17 protein-coding genes are annotated in these 18137 nt (G+C 59.4%); 16 read left to right on the top strand and 1 reads right to left on the bottom strand.

The annotated features are described in order from the left end of the window. Positions 1-24: 24 nt before the first annotated feature. The 16 genes from sdhC to BTN45_RS12095 all read left to right on the top strand — a co-directional run bounded on the left by sdhC (position 25) and on the right by BTN45_RS12095 (position 17013). Entirely contained in the window at positions 25-417 is a 393-nt protein-coding gene (sdhC, locus tag BTN45_RS12170; RefSeq protein WP_004443817.1) for a succinate dehydrogenase, cytochrome b556 subunit, read from the top strand. A 12-nt stretch (positions 418-429) separates the two neighbouring features. Further along, entirely contained in the window at positions 430-810 is a 381-nt protein-coding gene (gene sdhD, locus BTN45_RS12165; protein ID WP_004443814.1) for a succinate dehydrogenase, hydrophobic membrane anchor protein, read from the top strand. Positions 811-817: 7 nt separating this feature from the next. Next, a complete protein-coding gene (gene sdhA, locus BTN45_RS12160; protein ID WP_004443812.1) occupies positions 818-2659 on the top strand; it encodes a succinate dehydrogenase flavoprotein subunit in 1842 nt (613 codons plus the stop codon). 15 nt (positions 2660-2674) lie between these two features. Beyond that, a complete protein-coding gene (locus tag BTN45_RS12155) occupies positions 2675-3454 on the top strand; it encodes a succinate dehydrogenase iron-sulfur subunit (protein ID WP_004443810.1) in 780 nt (259 codons plus the stop codon). Positions 3455-3658: 204 nt separating this feature from the next. Continuing rightward, positions 3659-4201 carry a protease inhibitor Inh/omp19 family protein gene (locus tag BTN45_RS12150; RefSeq protein ID WP_004443808.1) on the top strand — a complete coding sequence of 181 codons (543 nt, stop codon included), beginning with the start codon at positions 3659-3661 and terminating at the stop codon, positions 4199-4201. A 92-nt stretch (positions 4202-4293) separates the two neighbouring features. Beyond that, the gene (gene zapE, locus BTN45_RS12145) at positions 4294-5457 is read left to right on the top strand and encodes a cell division protein ZapE (RefSeq protein WP_207588055.1); all 1164 of its coding nucleotides are present in this window, start codon (positions 4294-4296) and stop codon (positions 5455-5457) included. A 178-nt stretch (positions 5458-5635) separates the two neighbouring features. Further along, positions 5636-6598: a malate dehydrogenase gene (gene mdh, locus BTN45_RS12140; RefSeq protein ID WP_004443804.1), complete on the top strand. Its 963-nt coding sequence runs from the start codon at positions 5636-5638 to the stop codon at positions 6596-6598. A gap of 33 nt (positions 6599-6631) precedes the next feature. Further along, positions 6632-7825: an ADP-forming succinate--CoA ligase subunit beta gene (gene sucC / locus BTN45_RS12135; protein WP_004443803.1), complete on the top strand. Its 1194-nt coding sequence runs from the start codon at positions 6632-6634 to the stop codon at positions 7823-7825. A 17-nt stretch (positions 7826-7842) separates the two neighbouring features. After that, positions 7843-8745 (top strand): succinate--CoA ligase subunit alpha, encoded by a 903-nt coding sequence (sucD, locus tag BTN45_RS12130; RefSeq protein ID WP_006698231.1) that lies wholly within the window; start codon positions 7843-7845, stop codon positions 8743-8745. A gap of 176 nt (positions 8746-8921) precedes the next feature. Next, entirely contained in the window at positions 8922-11918 is a 2997-nt protein-coding gene (locus tag BTN45_RS12125) for a 2-oxoglutarate dehydrogenase E1 component (RefSeq protein ID WP_207588053.1), read from the top strand. A gap of 53 nt (positions 11919-11971) precedes the next feature. Then, positions 11972-13198, top strand: a complete 1227-nt coding sequence (gene odhB / locus BTN45_RS12120; RefSeq protein WP_022556940.1) for a 2-oxoglutarate dehydrogenase complex dihydrolipoyllysine-residue succinyltransferase — start codon at positions 11972-11974, stop codon at positions 13196-13198. A 70-nt stretch (positions 13199-13268) separates the two neighbouring features. Beyond that, complete coding sequence (locus BTN45_RS12115) at positions 13269-13682, top strand: MAPEG family protein (RefSeq protein ID WP_035210284.1); 414 nt, start codon at positions 13269-13271, stop codon at positions 13680-13682. Positions 13683-13695: 13 nt separating this feature from the next. Next, positions 13696-14337: a LysE family translocator gene (locus BTN45_RS12110; protein WP_207588051.1), complete on the top strand. Its 642-nt coding sequence runs from the start codon at positions 13696-13698 to the stop codon at positions 14335-14337. A gap of 66 nt (positions 14338-14403) precedes the next feature. Next, positions 14404-15810 (top strand): dihydrolipoyl dehydrogenase, encoded by a 1407-nt coding sequence (gene lpdA, locus BTN45_RS12105; RefSeq protein ID WP_207588049.1) that lies wholly within the window; start codon positions 14404-14406, stop codon positions 15808-15810. Between the two features lie 127 nt (positions 15811-15937). Continuing rightward, positions 15938-16438, top strand: coding sequence for a cytochrome b (locus BTN45_RS12100; RefSeq protein WP_207588047.1), 501 nt, complete (start codon positions 15938-15940; stop codon positions 16436-16438). An 80-nt stretch (positions 16439-16518) separates the two neighbouring features. Next, complete coding sequence (locus BTN45_RS12095) at positions 16519-17013, top strand: DUF2867 domain-containing protein (RefSeq protein WP_207588045.1); 495 nt, start codon at positions 16519-16521, stop codon at positions 17011-17013. Here the strand turns inward: BTN45_RS12095 and BTN45_RS12090 are convergent. Next, a complete protein-coding gene (locus BTN45_RS12090; RefSeq protein ID WP_207588043.1) occupies positions 16991-18085 on the bottom strand; it encodes a TraB/GumN family protein in 1095 nt (364 codons plus the stop codon). The genes BTN45_RS12095 and BTN45_RS12090 overlap by 23 nt on opposite strands. Between the last annotated feature and the right edge of the window lie 52 nt (positions 18086-18137).

The following is an 18137-nucleotide window of genomic DNA, read 5'->3' as shown; positions in this document are numbered from 1 at the left end:
ACGGGAAAACGCCGCGAGGTTCTGATGGCGAATGTGACAAATAACCGGCCTCTGTCGCCGCATCTTCAAATTTACAAGCCGATTCCGACGATGGTGGCCTCCATCATCCACCGCGTAACCGGTGGCGCGCTCTATTTCGGTACGCTCCTGGTCGCCTGGTGGCTTATCGCGCTGGCATCCGGTCCAGCTTATTATGACTGGGTCAGCTGGGCGATGGGCACCATCATCGGCAAGATCGTTCTCGTCGGCTACACCTGGGCGCTGGTTCACCACATGATCGGCGGCCTGCGCCACCTGATGTGGGACCTCGGGCACGGCTTCGAGAAGCACTTCACCACCAAGCTGGCAAAGGCCTCCTTCGTGGCGTCTATCTGTCTGACCGCGCTGATCTGGGTCATCGTCCTGATCGTGCGCTGAGGAGATACTTACATGGATATGCGTACACCTCTCGGGAAGGTTCGCGGTCTCGGCTCCGCCAAGGAAGGCACCGACCATTTCTGGCGCCAGCGCCTGACGGCCGTTTCGAACATTCCGTTGCTGACCTTTTTTGTTGTCTTCCTGATCAAATATGCCGGCGCGCCCTATCCGGAAGTCGTCGCTGCGCTTTCCAACCCGCTCGTCGCTGTCATCATGGCTCTGGTGCTGGTCTCCGGTCTCATCCACATGAAGCTCGGCATGCAGGTCATCATCGAAGACTACATTCACGCCGAAGTTCCGAAGCTCGTTCTTCTGATGCTGAATACATTTTTCGCGATCCTCATCGGTGGCCTGTCTGTCTTCGCCATCCTGAAAATCGCATTCGTAGGATAAGTTCGTCATGGCTTCGATCAGTTCACCTTCCCAGAATGGCAAGGCCTACACCTATGTCGATCACTCCTATGACGTGATCGTGGTGGGTGCCGGCGGCGCCGGTCTGCGCGCTACACTCGGCATGGCCGAACAGGGTTTCAAGACCGCCTGCATCACCAAGGTTTTCCCGACGCGCTCCCACACCGTCGCAGCGCAGGGCGGCATCGCCGCATCTCTCACCAATATGACGCCCGACTGTTGGCAGTGGCACCTTTACGACACCGTAAAGGGCTCCGACTGGCTGGGCGATGTCGACGCGATGCAATATCTCGCCATGGAAGCGCCGAAGGCGGTCTATGAGCTGGAGCATTACGGCGTGCCTTTCTCGCGTAACGAAGAAGGCAAGATCTACCAGCGCCCCTTCGGCGGCCACATGCAGAATTACGGCGAAGGCCCACCGGTGCAGCGCACCTGTGCCGCCGCCGACCGTACCGGTCACGCCATTCTGCACACGCTTTATGGCCAGTCGCTGCGCAACAATGCGGAATTCTTCATCGAATATTTCGCGCTCGACCTCATCATGGCGCCGGATGGCCGCTGCACTGGCGTCGTTGCCTGGAACCTCGATGACGGCACGATCCACCGCTTCGCCGCCAAGATGGTCGTTCTGGCGACCGGCGGTTACGGCCGCGCCTATTTCTCGGCGACGTCTGCCCACACCTGCACCGGCGACGGCGGCGGCATGATCGCCCGTGCGGGCCTGCCGCTTCAGGACATGGAATTCGTGCAGTTCCACCCGACCGGTATTTATGGCGCGGGCTGCCTCATCACCGAAGGCGCGCGCGGCGAAGGCGGCTATCTCGTCAACTCCGAAGGCGAACGCTTCATGGAGCGTTATGCACCTTCGGCAAAGGACCTTGCCTCGCGTGACGTTGTCTCCCGCTGCATGACGATGGAAATCCGTGAAGGCCGCGGCGTCGGCAAGAACAAGGACCACATCTTCCTGCATCTCGATCATCTCGATCCTGCGATCCTGCATGAGCGTCTTCCGGGTATTTCCGAAAGCGCGAAGATCTTCGCCGGCGTTGACGTGACCCGCGAGCCGATCCCGGTCCTGCCGACGGTTCACTACAACATGGGCGGCATTCCGACCAACTATTGGGGTGAAGTGCTGAATGCCGATGCCAACAACCCGGAACGCATCGCGCCCGGCCTGATGGCGGTCGGCGAAGCCGGTTGCGCCTCGGTTCACGGCGCCAACCGTCTTGGCTCCAACTCGCTGATCGACCTTGTGGTCTTCGGTCGTGCCGCCGCCATCCGCGCCGCTCAGGTCATCAATCGTGACGAGGCGATTCCCGCTCTCGATACGGCTGCCTGCGACAGGATCATGGAACGCTTTGACAGCCTGCGTTATGCCAACGGCTCGACGCCGACGGCGGTGCTGCGCGACAAGATGCAGCGCGCCATGCAGGACGATGCGGCCGTGTTCCGCACGCAGGAATCGCTCGAAAGCGGCTGCCGCCGTCTCTCGGCGATCTGGAAGGAACTGCCCGACGTCAAGGTCACCGACCGTTCGATGGTCTGGAATTCCGATCTGGTCGAAACGCTCGAGTTGCATAACCTCATGGCCAATGCCATCACCACTGTCTACGGTGCGGAAGCGCGCAAGGAAAGCCGCGGTTCGCATGCCCGCGAGGATTTCGTCGACGGTCCGTTCGGTGGTCGCGACGACGTGAACTGGCGCAAGCATACGCTTGCCTGGGTCAGCCCCGAAGGCGACGTGAAGCTCGACTATCGCCCGGTTCACACCGACCTGATCGCCGACGGCATCGATCCGAAAAAGATCGAGCCGAAGGCGCGTGTCTACTGATTTGAGGAACTGGATATGGTTGAACTTGCTCTCCCCAAGAATTCCCAGATCAACGAAGGCAAAGTCTGGCCGAAGCCGGATGGTGCCAAGAATGTGCGCGAATACCGCGTCTATCGCTGGAACCCGGATGACGGCCAGAACCCGCGCATCGACACTTTCTATATTGATGTCGATGATTGCGGACCGATGGTTCTCGATGCGCTTCTTTACATCAAGAACAACATCGACCCGACGCTGACGCTACGCCGCTCCTGCCGCGAAGGCATCTGCGGTTCCTGCGCGATGAACATCGACGGCACCAATACGCTCGCCTGCACCAAGGGCATGGACGAGATCAACGGCACGGTGAAGGTTTATCCGCTGCCGCATATGCCTGTCGTGAAGGACCTTGTTCCTGACCTGTCGAACTTCTACGCCCAGCACCGCTCGATCGAGCCCTGGCTGAAGACGGTTTCGCCCACACCCGCCAAGGAATGGAAGCAGAGCCATGAGGATCGCCTGAAGCTGGACGGTCTTTATGAGTGCATTCTCTGCGCCTGCTGCTCCACGTCCTGTCCCAGCTACTGGTGGAATGGCGACCGTTATCTGGGTCCGGCCGTTCTGTTGCAGGCCTATCGCTGGCTGATCGACAGCCGCGATGAGGCGACCGGCGAGCGTCTCGACAATCTCGAGGACCCGTTCCGTCTCTATCGCTGCCATACGATCATGAACTGCGCGCAGGCTTGCCCGAAGGGCTTGAACCCGGCCAAGGCGATTGCGGAAATCAAGAAGATGATGGTTGAGCGCCGCGTCTGAGGACGAATCGCCGACCACAGAGATTTATCGGGCCGCGGTCTCGACCGTGGCCCTTTTTTCAACCCGGCGTGGGAAAATTCGGTAAAAATTGACCGAAATGGTAATTATCCCGGCCATCGCTTGCGCAAGATAAGGCTTTGGTAATAATTCAGCCTTCTTGTTTGATCATCGTCTTTCCGGAAGCGAGAGAATCGGGAGCTTGATATGCAATTCAGATATGTGGTGACGGGCCTTGCGGTTGTGATGAGCCTTGCCGGTTGCCAACGTACCTCCTACGATTACAACAATAACGCCAGCAACAATCCCGGTTATACGCCGCCCCTGCAGGCGCAGCCGGTGCCGTCCGTTCAGTCTGGCGCCCTGCCGCCGCCCGGTGGTGCCAACGGCAGCCAGTTCCCGTCGGCGCCTGCTTCGGCGACACCCGGCGGCACCAATGTTGCATCCGCTGCTCCACCGGCAACAGCTCTCGATGTGACCAAGGAATCCATGGTCGGCAACTGGCGCGTTTCTAATGGCGGGGCCAATTGCGATATGTTCCTGACGCTCACCAATCTGGGCAGCGGATCGCGTGGCGGCACGCGTGGTTGCTCCGGCGAGCTGACGGCGATGGGGTCCTGGGAAGTATCCGGCAAGATGGTCGTCTTCAAGAATCGCTCGGGTGACACTATCGGCCGCGTCTACAAGAGCGCAGACGCACGCTTCGACGGCACGACCAATAGCGGGCAGCCGCTCAGCCTCAGCCGATGAGTCGTTCCGGTGCAGCCGGAACGTTCATTCTGCTCTAAGCCATTCCATTCGTCGCGGGTTCCGTGCTGCATCCGCGACCGGGGCGTCTTTTCATGAAGCCATTGCCTGATTACAATCATAGTGTCGTTGAACAGCTCAACGCATTGACGGCAGCTGGCACCTTGCAGGCCGATGCCGCCCAGCTTGGTGTGGCGGCCCATCTCGACAGAATTCTCGCCGATCTGAAGGCCCGCAAGCCTGCCAAGAAGAAGAGCGCGCTCGGCTGGATGTTCGCACGCAAGGCCGGTCCAGCAACGACGGTGAAAGGGCTTTATGTCTATGGCAGCGTCGGCCGCGGCAAGACGATGCTGATGGACATGTTTTACGAAATGGCGCCCGTTTCTTCCAAGCGGCGTTGCCATTTTCATGAATTCATGGCGGATGTGCATAATCGTGTGCATGCGCACCGGCAGAAGCTGAAGAATGGCGAGACCAAACAGGCCGATCCGATTCCGCCTGTCGCCGCCCAGCTTCTGGCGGAGGCCGAACTCCTGTGTTTCGATGAATTCACCGTGACGGATATTGCTGATGCGATGATCCTCGCGCGGCTATTCAGCGAGCTCTTCGCCAATGGCTGCACATTGGTGACGACCTCCAATGTCTTTCCGGACAATCTCTACAAGGATGGTCTCAATCGCGGACTGTTCCTGCCCTTTGTCGAGCTGCTGAAGAAGCATGTGGAGGTGGTGACGCTGGACAGCCCCACCGATTATCGGATGGAGAAGCTGGAAAGCCTGCCGGTCTATGTGACGCCGCTTGATGGCGCGGCCGATCAGGCGATGGATATGGCGTGGCGGCACATGACCGGCGGGCACCTTGTTGCACCAACCGAGATACCCATGAAGGGGCGTTCCATCCTGGTGCCGCGCGCCAGCGGCCGTGTGGCGCGTTTTTCCTTTTCCGACCTTTGCGAGAAGCCGCTCGGGGCTTCCGACTTCCTTGCCATCGCCAATCGTTTCGACACGGTCTTCATCGACCACATTCCATTTTTGAACGCGGACAAACGGAACGAAACCAAGCGTTTCATCATCCTCATCGACGCGCTTTATGATCACAGCGTCAGGCTGTTCGCGTCGGCGGCAGCGATGCCGGAAGATCTGCTCGGCAAACGCAAGGGAACGGAAGGTTTCGAGTTCGATCGCACCGCCTCGCGTCTGTTTGAAATGCGTAGCGCCGATTATCTGGCGCTTCATCAAGAAAAACGGCAGAAAGTTTGACACTTTCGTGACGCGTTTTCTTACGTTTACGTAAGAAAATATTGATCTAAACGATTGAAAATACTCAGCAGAAAAGAATCTGTTGCCTATTTTGGCCAATGGGTCTAATCGGAGTGCGACAGTTTGGCTGCCGGTTTGGCGCGGTGAAATTGAATTGAAGCTCAAGAGGAAGCATTCGATGGCTCGCAAAAAGATTGCACTTATTGGTTCTGGCATGATCGGCGGCACGCTGGCGCATCTGGCCAGCCTGAAGGAACTGGGCGATATCGTCCTCTTCGATATTGCTGACGGCATCCCGCAGGGCAAAGGCCTGGATATTGCCCAGTCCGGCCCGGTTGAAGGCTTCAATGCAAAGCTCACCGGCGCATCCGATTACGCTGCCATCGAAGGCGCTGACGTCTGCATCGTCACCGCTGGTGTTGCCCGCAAGCCCGGCATGAGCCGCGACGATCTTCTCGGCATCAACCTCAAGGTCATGGAACAGGTCGGCGCCGGCATCAAAAAATACGCGCCGAACGCTTTCGTCATCTGCATCACCAATCCGCTCGACGCCATGGTCTGGGCGCTGCAGAAGTTCTCCGGCCTGCCGAAGAACAAGGTCGTCGGCATGGCCGGCGTTCTCGACAGCGCGCGTTTCCGCCTCTTCCTCGCCGAAGAGTTCAACGTTTCGGTTGAAGACGTCACCGCCTTCGTTCTCGGCGGCCACGGCGACACCATGGTGCCGCTCGCCCGTTACTCCACCGTTGCCGGCGTTCCGCTGACCGATCTCGTGAAGATGGGCTGGCTGACCGCCGAGCGTCTCGAAGAGATCATCCAGCGCACCCGTGACGGCGGCGCCGAAATCGTTGGTCTCTTGAAGACCGGCTCGGCCTATTACGCCCCGGCTGCCTCGGCAATCGAGATGGCCGAATCCTACCTCAAGGACAAGAAGCGCGTTCTGCCCGCCGCTGCCCACCTTTCGGGCCAGTATGGCGTAGACGACATGTATGTCGGCGTTCCCACCATCATCGGTGCAGGCGGTATCGAGCGCATCATCGAGATCGAACTCAACAAGGAAGAAGAAGCTGCCTTCCAGAAGTCCGTCGGCGCTGTCGCTGGTCTCTGCGAAGCCTGCATCAACATCGCTCCGTCGCTGAAGTAACAACTTCAAGCGGTTCCAAACAGGGATTATTCCATGAATATTCACGAATATCAGGCCAAGGCTCTTCTGAAGGGCTACGGCGCGCCGGTTGCTGAAGGCGTTGCCATTCTCAAGGTCGAAGAAGCCGAAGCTGCTGCAAAGCAGCTTCCCGGCCCGCTCTACGTCGTCAAGAGCCAGATCCATGCTGGCGGCCGCGGCAAGGGCAAGTTTAAGGAGCTCGGCCCGGATGCCAAGGGCGGCGTTCGTCTGGCGAAGTCCATCGAAGAAGTCGTTTCCCACGCGAAGGACATGCTCGGCAACACGCTGGTAACGGCCCAGACGGGCGATGCCGGCAAGCAGGTTAACCGCCTCTACATCGAAGACGGCGCTGATATCGCTCGCGAACTCTATTGCTCGCTGCTGGTTGACCGTTCGGTCGGCCAGGTTGCTTTCGTGGTTTCCACGGAAGGCGGCATGGACATCGAAGCCGTCGCCCACGACACGCCTGAAAAGATCCACACCATCGCCATCAACCCCGAAAAGGGCGTTTCCGATGCCGACGTTGCTGCGATCTCCAAGGCGCTTGAGCTTGACGGCGTTGCAGCCGAAGATGCCAAGTCGCTCTTCCCGATCCTTTACAAGGCCTTCAGCGAGAAGGACATGGCTCTCCTCGAGATCAACCCGCTGATCGTCATGGAAAATGGCCATCTGCGCGTTCTCGACGCCAAAGTTTCCTTCGATGGCAACGCCATGTTCCGCCATGACGACGTCAAGGCGCTGCGCGACGAGACCGAAGAAGACGCCAAGGAAATCGAAGCCTCCAAGTGGGACCTCGCTTACGTCGCCCTCGACGGCAACATCGGCTGCATGGTCAACGGCGCAGGTCTTGCGATGGCCACCATGGACATCATCAAGCTTTACGGCAAGGAGCCGGCAAACTTCTGCGACGTCGGCGGCGGCGCCGGCAAGGAGAAGGTTGCGGCAGCTTTCAAGATCATCACTGCCGACCCGAAGGTCGAGGGCATCCTCGTCAACATCTTCGGCGGCATCATGAAGTGCGACGTTATCGCCGAGGGCGTTATCGCCGCGGTGAAGGAAGTCGGTCTGCAGGTTCCGCTCGTTGTTCGCCTCGAAGGCACCAACGTCGAACTTGGCAAGAAGCTTCTGAATGAATCGGGCCTTGCGATTACGGCTGCTGACGATCTGGACGACGCAGCCAAGAAGATCGTCGCGGCGATCAACGGCTAATTGAGGGACCGGAAATAATGTCTATTCTCGTTAATAAAGACACCAAGATCCTCGTTCAGGGTCTGACCGGCAAGACCGGTACCTTCCACACCGAACAGGCGCTTGCCTATTACGGCACGCAGATGGTCGGCGGCATTCATCCGAAGAAGGGTGGCGAAACCTGGACCGGTTCCAAGGGCGAAACCCTGCCGATCTTCGCAACGGTTGCCGAAGCCAAGGAAAAGACCGGTGCAGATGCATCCGTGATCTATGTTCCGCCGGCAGGTGCAGCAGACGCGATCATCGAAGCCATCGATGCGGAAATTCCGTTCATCACCTGCATCACCGAAGGCATCCCGGTCATGGACATGGTCCGCGTCAAGGCTCGCCTCGACCGTTCGAAGTCCCGCCTGCTCGGCCCGAACTGCCCCGGCATCCTGACGCCGGAAGAATGCAAGATCGGCATCATGCCGGGCTCCATTTTCCGCAAGGGTTCGGTCGGTATCGTATCGCGCTCCGGCACGCTGACCTATGAAGCCGTGTTCCAGACGTCCAACGAAGGCCTCGGCCAGACGACGGCTGTCGGCATCGGCGGCGACCCGGTCAAGGGCACCGAGTTCATCGACGTCTTGGAAATGTTCCTCGCTGACGACGCCACGCAGTCGATCATCATGATCGGCGAAATTGGCGGTTCGGCTGAAGAAGATGCGGCGCAGTTCCTGATCGACGAAGCCAAGAAGGGCCGCAAGAAGCCGATGGCCGGCTTTATCGCAGGCCGTACGGCTCCGAAGGGCCGCACCATGGGCCACGCCGGTGCTGTCGTTTCCGGCGGCAAGGGCGATGCGGAATCCAAGATCGCTGCCATGGAAGCAGCGGGCATCAAGGTATCGCCTTCCCCGGCGCGCCTCGGCAAGACGCTGGTTGAAGTCCTCAAGGGCTGAGACCACATGAAACCGGTAACGGGCGGCGCGGCTTCAAGCTCGCGCTGCCCGATGCCGTACGAAGACAGACAGACGGCATACCGCCTCGGCGGCAGACAGCAATAATCAAAGCGGCAGGCCGGTCGAACGGCCCTAACGGCATCGAGGAGGCGGACGGACAAGTCCGCAAGAACACAATGGCAAGGCAAGAAGCGAACGAGCAGTTTCAGATCACGTCGTTTCTGGACGGCGCGAATGCAGCCTATATCGAGCAGCTCTATGCCCGGTACGAAGAGGACCCCTCTTCCGTGTCGCCGGAGTGGCAGAGCTTCTTCAAGGCACTGTCCGACAATCCGGAAGATGTGAAGAAGGCGGCCAAGGGCGCCTCCTGGAAGCGTGCCAACTGGCCGATCCCGGCAAATGGCGACCTGGTTTCCGCACTTGATGGCAACTGGGCCACGGTCGAAAAGGCCATCGAAAAGAAGGTTCAGGCAAAGGCTGAGGCCAAGAGCGCCGATACCGGCAAGCCGGTCAGCGAAGCCGAAGTGCTGCAGGCGACCCGTGACAGCGTTCGCGCCATCATGATGATCCGCGCCTACCGCATGCGCGGCCACCTGCATGCCAAGCTCGATCCGCTCGGTATTGCCATGGCCGTCGAGGACTATAACGAGCTTTCGCCGAAGTCCTACGGTTTTGAAGAAAGCGATTACGACCGCAAGATTTTCATCGATAACGTGCTCGGCCTCGAATATGCGACCGTGCGCGAGATGATCGATATTCTGGAGCGCACCTATTGCTCCACTATCGGCGTCGAATTCATGCACATGTCCAGCCCGGAAGAGAAGGCCTGGATTCAGGAGCGCATCGAAGGTCCGGACAAGGGCGTTGCCTTCACGGCCGAAGGCAAGAAGGCCATTCTGTCAAAGCTGGTCGAAGCCGAAGGTTATGAGCAGTTCCTCGACGTGCGTTTCAAGGGCACCAAGCGTTTCGGCCTCGATGGCGGTGAATCGCTGATCCCGGCGCTCGAGCAGATCATCAAGCGCGGCGGCCAGGAAGGTCTCGAAGAAGTCGTTCTCGGCATGGCCCACCGCGGCCGCCTGAACGTTCTGACCAACGTCATGGGCAAGCCGCACCGCGCCGTATTCCACGAGTTCAAGGGTGGTTCGTTCAAGCCAGACGACGTCGAAGGTTCGGGTGACGTGAAGTATCACCTCGGTGCCTCCTCGGACCGCGAGTTCGACGGCAACAAGGTTCACCTGTCGCTGACGGCCAACCCGTCGCATCTTGAAATCGTCAACCCTGTCGTCATGGGCAAGGCCCGTGCCAAGCAGGACCAGCTGGCCAAGGTGTGGGAAGGCGATGTCATTCCGCTTTCCGAGCGCGCCAAGGTTCTGCCGCTGCTTCTGCACGGCGATGCCGCTTTTGCGGGCCAGGGCGTGGTTGCTGAAATTCTCGGCCTCTCCGGCCTGCGCGGTCACCGCGTTGCCGGTACCATGCACTTCATCATCAACAACCAGATCGGCTTTACGACGAACCCGGCCTTCTCCCGTTCGTCGCCCTATCCGTCCGACGTCGCCAAGATGATCGAAGCGCCGATCTTCCACGTCAACGGTGACGATCCGGAAGCTGTGACCTATGCGGCCAAGGTTGCCACCGAATACCGCATGAAGTTCCACAAGCCCGTCGTCGTGGACATGTTCTGCTACCGCCGCTTCGGCCACAACGAAGGCGACGAGCCGGCGTTCACGCAGCCGAAGATGTACAAGGTCATCCGCGGCCACAAGACCGTCGCGCGCATCTATGCCGACCGTCTGATCGCCGAAGGCCTGCTCAGCGAAGGCGAATTCGAAAAGATGAAGGCCGACTGGCGCGCCCATCTCGAGCAGGAATTCGAGGCGGGGCAGTCCTACAAGCCGAACAAGGCCGACTGGCTGGACGGTCAGTGGTCCGGCCTGCGTGCCGCCGACAATGCGGATGAGCAGCGTCGCGGCAAGACCGGCGTGCCGATGAAGCAGCTGAAGGAAATCGGCAAGAAACTGTCGACCATTCCGGAGGGTTTCAACGCCCACCGCACGATCCAGCGTTTCATGGAAAACCGCTCGCAAATGGTCGAGACCGGCGAAGGCATCGATTGGGCGATGGCGGAAGCGCTTGCTTTCGGTTCGCTCGCCGTCGAAGGCCACAAGATCCGCCTCTCCGGTCAGGATTGCGAACGCGGCACCTTCTCGCAGCGCCATTCGGTTCTCTACGATCAGGAAACCGAAGAGCGTTACATCCCGCTCGCGAACCTCGCGCCGACGCAGGCCCGTTACGAAGTCATCAACTCGATGCTTTCGGAAGAAGCCGTCCTTGGTTTCGAATATGGCTACTCGCTCGCCCGTCCGAATGCGCTGACGCTCTGGGAAGCCCAGTTCGGCGACTTCGCCAACGGCGCACAGGTGGTGTTCGACCAGTTCATCTCGTCGGGTGAACGCAAGTGGCTGCGCATGTCCGGTCTGGTCTGCCTTCTGCCGCATGGTTACGAAGGCCAGGGTCCGGAACATTCGTCCGCCCGTCTGGAGCGCTGGCTGCAGATGTGCGCGGAAGACAACATGCAGGTTGCCAACTGCACGACGCCGGCAAACTATTTCCACATCCTGCGCCGCCAGGTGAAGCGCGACTTCCGCAAGCCGCTGATCCTGATGACGCCGAAGTCGCTGCTGCGTCACAAGCGCGCCACCTCTTCGCTGGCCGAGCTTGCAGGCGAGTCCTCCTTCCACCGTCTCCTGTGGGACGATGCTGAAGTCATCAAGGACGGCCCGATCAAGCTGCAGAAGGATTCGAAAATCCGCCGTGTCGTCATGTGCACGGGCAAGGTCTATTATGATCTGCTGGAAGAACGTGAGAAGCGCGGCATCGACGATATCTATCTGCTGCGTATCGAACAGCTCTATCCGTTCCCGGCCAAGGCGCTCATCAACGAGCTGTCGCGCTTCCGCAATGCGGAGATGGTCTGGTGCCAGGAAGAGCCGAAGAACATGGGTGCGTGGTCGTTTATCGACCCTTACCTGGAATGGGTCCTGGCGCATATCGACGCCAAGTACCAGAAGGTCCGTTACACGGGCCGTCCGGCTGCCGCCTCTCCGGCGACCGGCCTGATGTCCAAGCATCTGGCGCAGCTTGCTGCGTTCCTGGAAGACGCGCTGGGAGAGTGAGAACTCTCCCGCATCGCCCCGCAAAAAAGACACCTGAATAACGGAACTAGATCATGGCCACTGAAATCCGCGTACCAACCCTCGGCGAATCCGTCAGCGAAGCGACCGTCGGCACCTGGTTCAAGAAGGTCGGCGACACCGTCAAGGCCGACGAACCTCTCGTTGAACTGGAAACCGACAAGGTTACCGTCGAAGTCCCGGCGCCTGCCTCTGGCGTTCTGACTGAAATCGTTGCGCAGAACGGCGAGACCGTTGGGCTCGACGCGCTTCTCGGCCAGATCGCCGAAGGTGCTGCCGGCGCTGCGACCTCCGCACCGGCTGCCGAACCGGCAAAGCCTGCTGCTGCCGCGGCCGCCGCTCCGGCTCCCGCTGCTTCTGCCGCAAGCGCCATGCCGCCGGCACCTGCCGCTGGCAAGCTGCTTGCTGAAAACAACCTGTCTGCCGATCAGGTCGACGGTTCCGGCAAGCGTGGCCAGGTGCTGAAGGGCGATGTGCTCGCTGCTGTCGCCAAGGGCGTTTCGGCTCCGGCCGCTCCGGCTCCTGCTGCTGCACCGCGTCCGGTTTCCGCCGAACAGGATCAGGTTCGCGAAGAGCGTGTGAAGATGACGCGCCTGCGTCAGACCATCGCCAAGCGCCTCAAGGACGCGCAGAACACCGCCGCCATGCTCACCACTTACAACGAAGTGGACATGAGCGCGGTTATGGACCTGCGTAACCGTTACAAGGACGTGTTCGAGAAAAAGCATGGCGTCAAGCTCGGCTTCATGGGCTTCTTCACCAAGGCCGTGACCCACGCGCTGAAGGAACTGCCTGCCGTCAACGCCGAAATCGACGGCACGGACATCATCTACAAGAATTATTGTCACGTCGGCATGGCTGTCGGCACGGACAAGGGTCTTGTCGTTCCGGTCATCCGCGATGCCGACCAGCTTTCCATCGCCGGCGTCGAAAAGGAACTCGGCCGTCTTGCGAAGGCGGCGCGCGATGGTTCGCTCGGCATGGCCGACATGCAGGGCGGCACCTTCACCATCACCAATGGTGGCGTTTACGGCTCGCTGATGTCTTCGCCAATCCTCAATGCACCGCAGTCGGGTATTCTAGGCATGCACAAAATCCAGGAGCGTCCGGTCGCCATCGGCGGGCAGGTCGTCATTCGCCCGATGATGTATCTGGCGCTCTCCTACGATCACCGTATCGTTGACGGCAAGGAAGCCGTGACCTTCCTCGTTCGCGTCAAGGAAAGCCTCGAGGATCCGGAACGTCTGGTTCTTGATCTCTAATCGCTCTTGCTTTTCGTTTTAGCGGGGCTTCAAGTGAAGCCCCGCTGAAAGACTAACAGGGAGAGCAGACGTGCAGCCGACATTTCTAGCCGCTTCGCCTTTTTTGCCGCTTGTCGGTCTGAGCGTTCTTCTCCTCGTCGTGCACGTCATGTTGCAGGGGATGACGGCGACCACGGAATTCGGGCTTGAATGGAATGCCGGCCCGAGGGATGGCAGCCGAGAGCCGGAGGGCAGGCTTTCCGGCCGTGCCTCACGCGCGTCTGCGAATTTCCGGGAAACATATCCGGCTTTTCTGGCGCTCGCTTTCGGGGTCATCATGGCGGGTGATCCTGCCGGTCTGGCGCTCACTGGCGCCTGGATCTGGCTGATCTGCCGGGTGATCTATATTCCGCTCTATCTGGCGGGCATCCCCTATATACGGTCTTTCGTTTGGCTGGGGTCGATGCTCGGCCTGGCGCTCATGTTTGTCGTGCTGATGTTCTGAAGGCTGCTTTACGATGCATCAATATCTCATCGAACTTGCATCCCTGATGGCGATTTTCTCCTTCGCGATCGTGTCGCCTGGCGCCGATCTCGCCATGGTTATGCGTCAGGCGATGGTGCATGGGCGCAAGCAGGCCATTATCACCAGCTTCGGCGTCGGGACATCGCTGATGTTCCATGTCACCTATACGATCCTCGGCCTTGGCCTGATAATTTCCCAGTCGATCTATCTCTTCAACATCGTCAAATGGCTGGGTGTTGCCTATCTGATTTATATCGGCATCAAGGCGCTGCGCGCTGGCAAGACCGAATTGCCCGCTGCCGAAGGTGAAGACGTTCAGGCGAAAAGCAGTCAGACGGCGCTGAAGGCGTTTACGCTCGGTTTTGCGGCCAATGCGCTCAACCCCAAGCCGGTGTTTTTCTTTCTGTCGATCTTTTCGACGGTGGTTCACGCCCACACGCCGGTGGCCGTCAAATTCGGATACGGTCTCGTCATGGCAAGCTGCCTCATCCTTTGGTTCGTTGGCGTCAGCCTGTTCATGACGACGCCGCGGATGCGTGCCGCGTTTCAGCGCGCCAGCCAATGGATCGACCGCACCAGTGGGGTGGTCTTCATCGCCCTCGGTATAAAACTCGCAACGGAAAAAACGGCCTGAGTTTCAGGTCAAATGGAAGCTGGGCAATGATCCGATATCTTGCCCCTATAAAGCAGGAACCAGAACATGGCATATGATGTAGTTGTAATCGGCACCGGCCCCGGCGGTTATGTTTGCGCGGTCAAGGCGGCGCAGCTGGGCCTCAAGGTCGCTGTCATCGAAAAGCGCGCAACCTATGGCGGCACCTGCCTCAATGTCGGCTGCATTCCCTCCAAGGCGCTGCTGCACGCGTCCGAAACCTTCGCGCATGTTGCCCATGGTGTCGACTCGCTCGGCATCGAAGTTCCAGCGCCCAAGCTGAACCTTGAAAAAATGATGGCGCACAAGGACGGCGTGGTGAAGGCCAATGTCGATGGCGTTTCCTTCCTGTTCAAGAAGAACAAGATCGATGCTTTCCAGGGCACCGGCAAGGTTGTGTCGGCCGGCAAGGTTTCCGTCACCAACGACAAGGGCGAGACACAGGAAATCGAAGCAAAGAATATCGTCATCGCCACGGGTTCTGACGTTGCCGGCATTCCGGGTGTTCAGGTTGATATCGATGAAAGCGTCATCGTGTCCTCCACCGGCGCAATCGCTCTCTCCAAGGTTCCGGAAAAGCTGATCGTTGTCGGCGGCGGCGTCATCGGCCTTGAACTCGGTTCGGTCTGGTCGCGTCTCGGCGCCAAGGTTACCGTCGTCGAATATCTCGACAACATTCTCGGCGGCATGGATGCCGAAGTTTCCAAGCAGGCGCAGCGTCTGCTCGCCAAGCAGGGCCTCGATTTCAAGCTCGGCGCAAAGGTAACGGCTGTTGAAAAAACCGCTGCCGGCGCCAAGGTCGTGTTCGAGCCGGTCAAGGGCGGCGCTGCCGAAACGGTGGAAGCAAACGTCGTGCTGATCTCCACCGGCCGCAAGCCCTACACCGAAGGTCTCGGCCTTGCCGAAGCTGGTGTCGTGCTCGACAGCCGTGGCCGCGTTGAAATCGACGGCCACTACAAGACCAATGTCGACGGCATCTATGCGATCGGCGACGTGGTGAAGGGCCCGATGCTGGCGCACAAGGCGGAAGACGAGGGTGTTGCGCTTGCGGAAATCCTTGCCGGCCAGCGCGGTCACGTGAATTACGACGTCATTCCGGCAGTCGTTTACACGCAGCCGGAAGTGGCTTCCGTCGGCAAGACCGAAGAGGAACTCAAGGCCGCCGGCGTCGCTTACAAGGTTGGCAAGTTCCCCTTCACCGCCAATGGCCGCGCCCGCGCCATGCAGGTGACGGATGGTTTCGTGAAGATCCTTGCCGACAAGGAAACCGACCGGGTTCTCGGTGGTCACATTGTCGGCTTCGGCGCTGGCGAAATGATCCACGAGATCACCGTACTGATGGAATTTGGCGGTTCCTCGGAAGATCTCGGCCGCACCTGCCATGCGCACCCGACCATGTCGGAAGCCGTGAAGGAAGCGGCGCTGGCAACGTTCTTCAAGCCGATCCACATGTGATCGGCGTTTGAGCCCGACGCTCGAATATTAAATTTCCGTCATCTGCTGAACCCCGGCTTGCCATGCAGGCCGGGGTTTCTCATACTCGCGCTAAAGCCTGTCTAACCTTTTGATAAAAGGCAATAAAATGGCGCATTCCACTCAAGTTTCCTTCTCCATTCCGCAGCGTGTCATCCATTGGACAATGGCGCTTCTGATTTTCTTCAACCTCTTGTTTCCCGATGCCATGGCCCATGCCTACCGGCTGATGCGGCGGGGTGAAACACTGACGCCAGATCAGATTTCTTCTGCCAATATCCATGCCTATGTCGGCTTCGCCGTGCTGTTTCTTGCGGTACTGCGCCTCTGTCTGCGGCTGATCCAGGGCGTTCCGCCACATCCGTCTGAGGAGCCGCGTGTCGCGCAGATTGCCGCCAAGGTGGCGCATTTTACGCTTTACGCGCTGTTCTTCATCCTGCCACTCTCCGGCATCGCCGCCTATTACTTTGGGGTGAGCGCGGCAGGGGAGCTGCACTCCGGCCCGTTCAAGGTGCTGATGTGGGTTTTGATCGCGGGCCATGTCGCGGCTGTCCTTGTTCATCAGTTCTATTGGCGCACCAATCTCCTCCGACGCATGACACACGGCTGAGCGGCGGTTTGTCACGTTCCCCCTGCTGCGTAAAAAATGGCATGTTTCCCTTGCTGCAAAGGAGCGGCTGGGGATCAAAGATGCCAAATATTGAAGATATATTGCCGGGTGCCGATTGGTACGATTGCTTTCAGGGTGAATTGACAACGCCGGTAACGTCATCGCTCGATGTGAGCAGGCTTTTTCTGGAGCATCCTCCGGCGTGGATCAGCGGCCTGATGTCGCTTCGAAACGGTATCGTTTCGATGGTCGGTTTGAAAACGGTCGAGCTGGCGGCGGGCAGTTCGGCGGGCGGGTTCCCGGTCATCACAGCCACGCCAGAGCGAACAGTCCTCGGCTTTGATGACCACCACCTCGATTTTCGCATCGTCATCGATTTCGAAGATGCGGCAGACCGCCAGCTGGCGAGCGTCACCACCATTGTCCGGCGCAAGAACCTGTTCGGGCGGTTTTATCTTCTTCTCGTTGGTCCGTTTCACCGCCGTATCGTGCCTGCGACGATGCGACCGTTCTGCGCCTCTGTCCGGCCCGTCGAAACAGGAACTGTCCCGGTCACTCAACCCGCGTCAGCGTGAAGCCTTTCGCGCGCAGCAGTTCCACGAGGCCTCCTTCGCCCGGCAGGTGCAGCGCGCCGACGGCCATGAAGACATTACCCTTGGCAAGCTCATTGGTGGAGCGGTCCGCCATCACATGGTTGCGATCGGTGATGATGCGCTGTTCGAAAGCGGCGTAGCCCTTATCGTTGTCGGTGGCCTTCTTGGGATCCAGACTTTTCAGCATCGGCATGGTCATGCCGATGTCGCCCGCGACGTAAAGATCGGTCATGGTCGTCGTCACGTCATCCATGCGGTCGCCAAGCTCAAGCGTTTCGATAAGCGCCTGCAGATGAAATTCCATCGGCAGTTCGGACATGGCGGTCAGTTGTTCGACCATTGTCTCCAGCCCGACGAGGCGCTTTCCGTTCGCAACCGCATCTTCGGCAAGCTTCTTGTCGAGAAAGGAAAGGCCCGTTGCCTTGCGGGCAAACTCGCAGGCGGGAAGGGCAACGAAGCTCGAGAGCATCCAGGGCTTCATGCGCGACACGGCATTGAGTGGAATGCCGCGCTCCTTCAGGCCCTTTTCGAGGCGCGCGACATTGTCGGGCGGCAGGATGTCGGTGATCGATTTGCCGTCCAGAAACATGGTGAGTTCGGGCTTGCCCAGCAGGGATGCCGCTATTTTCTTGTCATCAAGGATCTCGTCCGATTCCACGATGACAGTCGCTGCCTTCTCAAAGGCGGGGCTGGCGGCGGCCGGCATCTCCAGAACGCGCGGATCGGTCACATGCATGGTGCCGAGAAGATAGGATGGGGCCGTATCTGCCTTTTCGATACGCCAGAAATTGCCCTTGCCGTTCGGGATCGCGGCCGCTTCCTGTTCGATCTTGGCGAAGGCTTCAGGATCGGTCTTGCGCATGTCAACGAGAATGTCGCTGCCCGCGCAGGTGATCGTCTGCTCGGCGGCTTCCGCTTCACTGAGTGACAGCAAGGTCATGAGCAGGATGGCAACGGCGGTGACATGCAGGGCGGCCAGCAGCCAGAGCAGCGCGTCGCCGGTCTTGCCCATCAGGGTGGCGGTGAGATTTTGAGGCTTTATCAGGCTGTGCATCGGTCCAATCCGGTTCTTGTTCGCTTATAGAACGGCGGTTTGGACGTCTGGT

The sequence above is a fragment of the Rhizobium sp. ZX09 genome (assembly GCF_017357485.1).
Lineage (GTDB): Bacteria > Pseudomonadota > Alphaproteobacteria > Rhizobiales > Rhizobiaceae > Agrobacterium > Agrobacterium pusense.
Note: the sequence above shows the minus strand (reverse complement) of the source record. Positions and strands in the feature narration are given on the sequence as shown.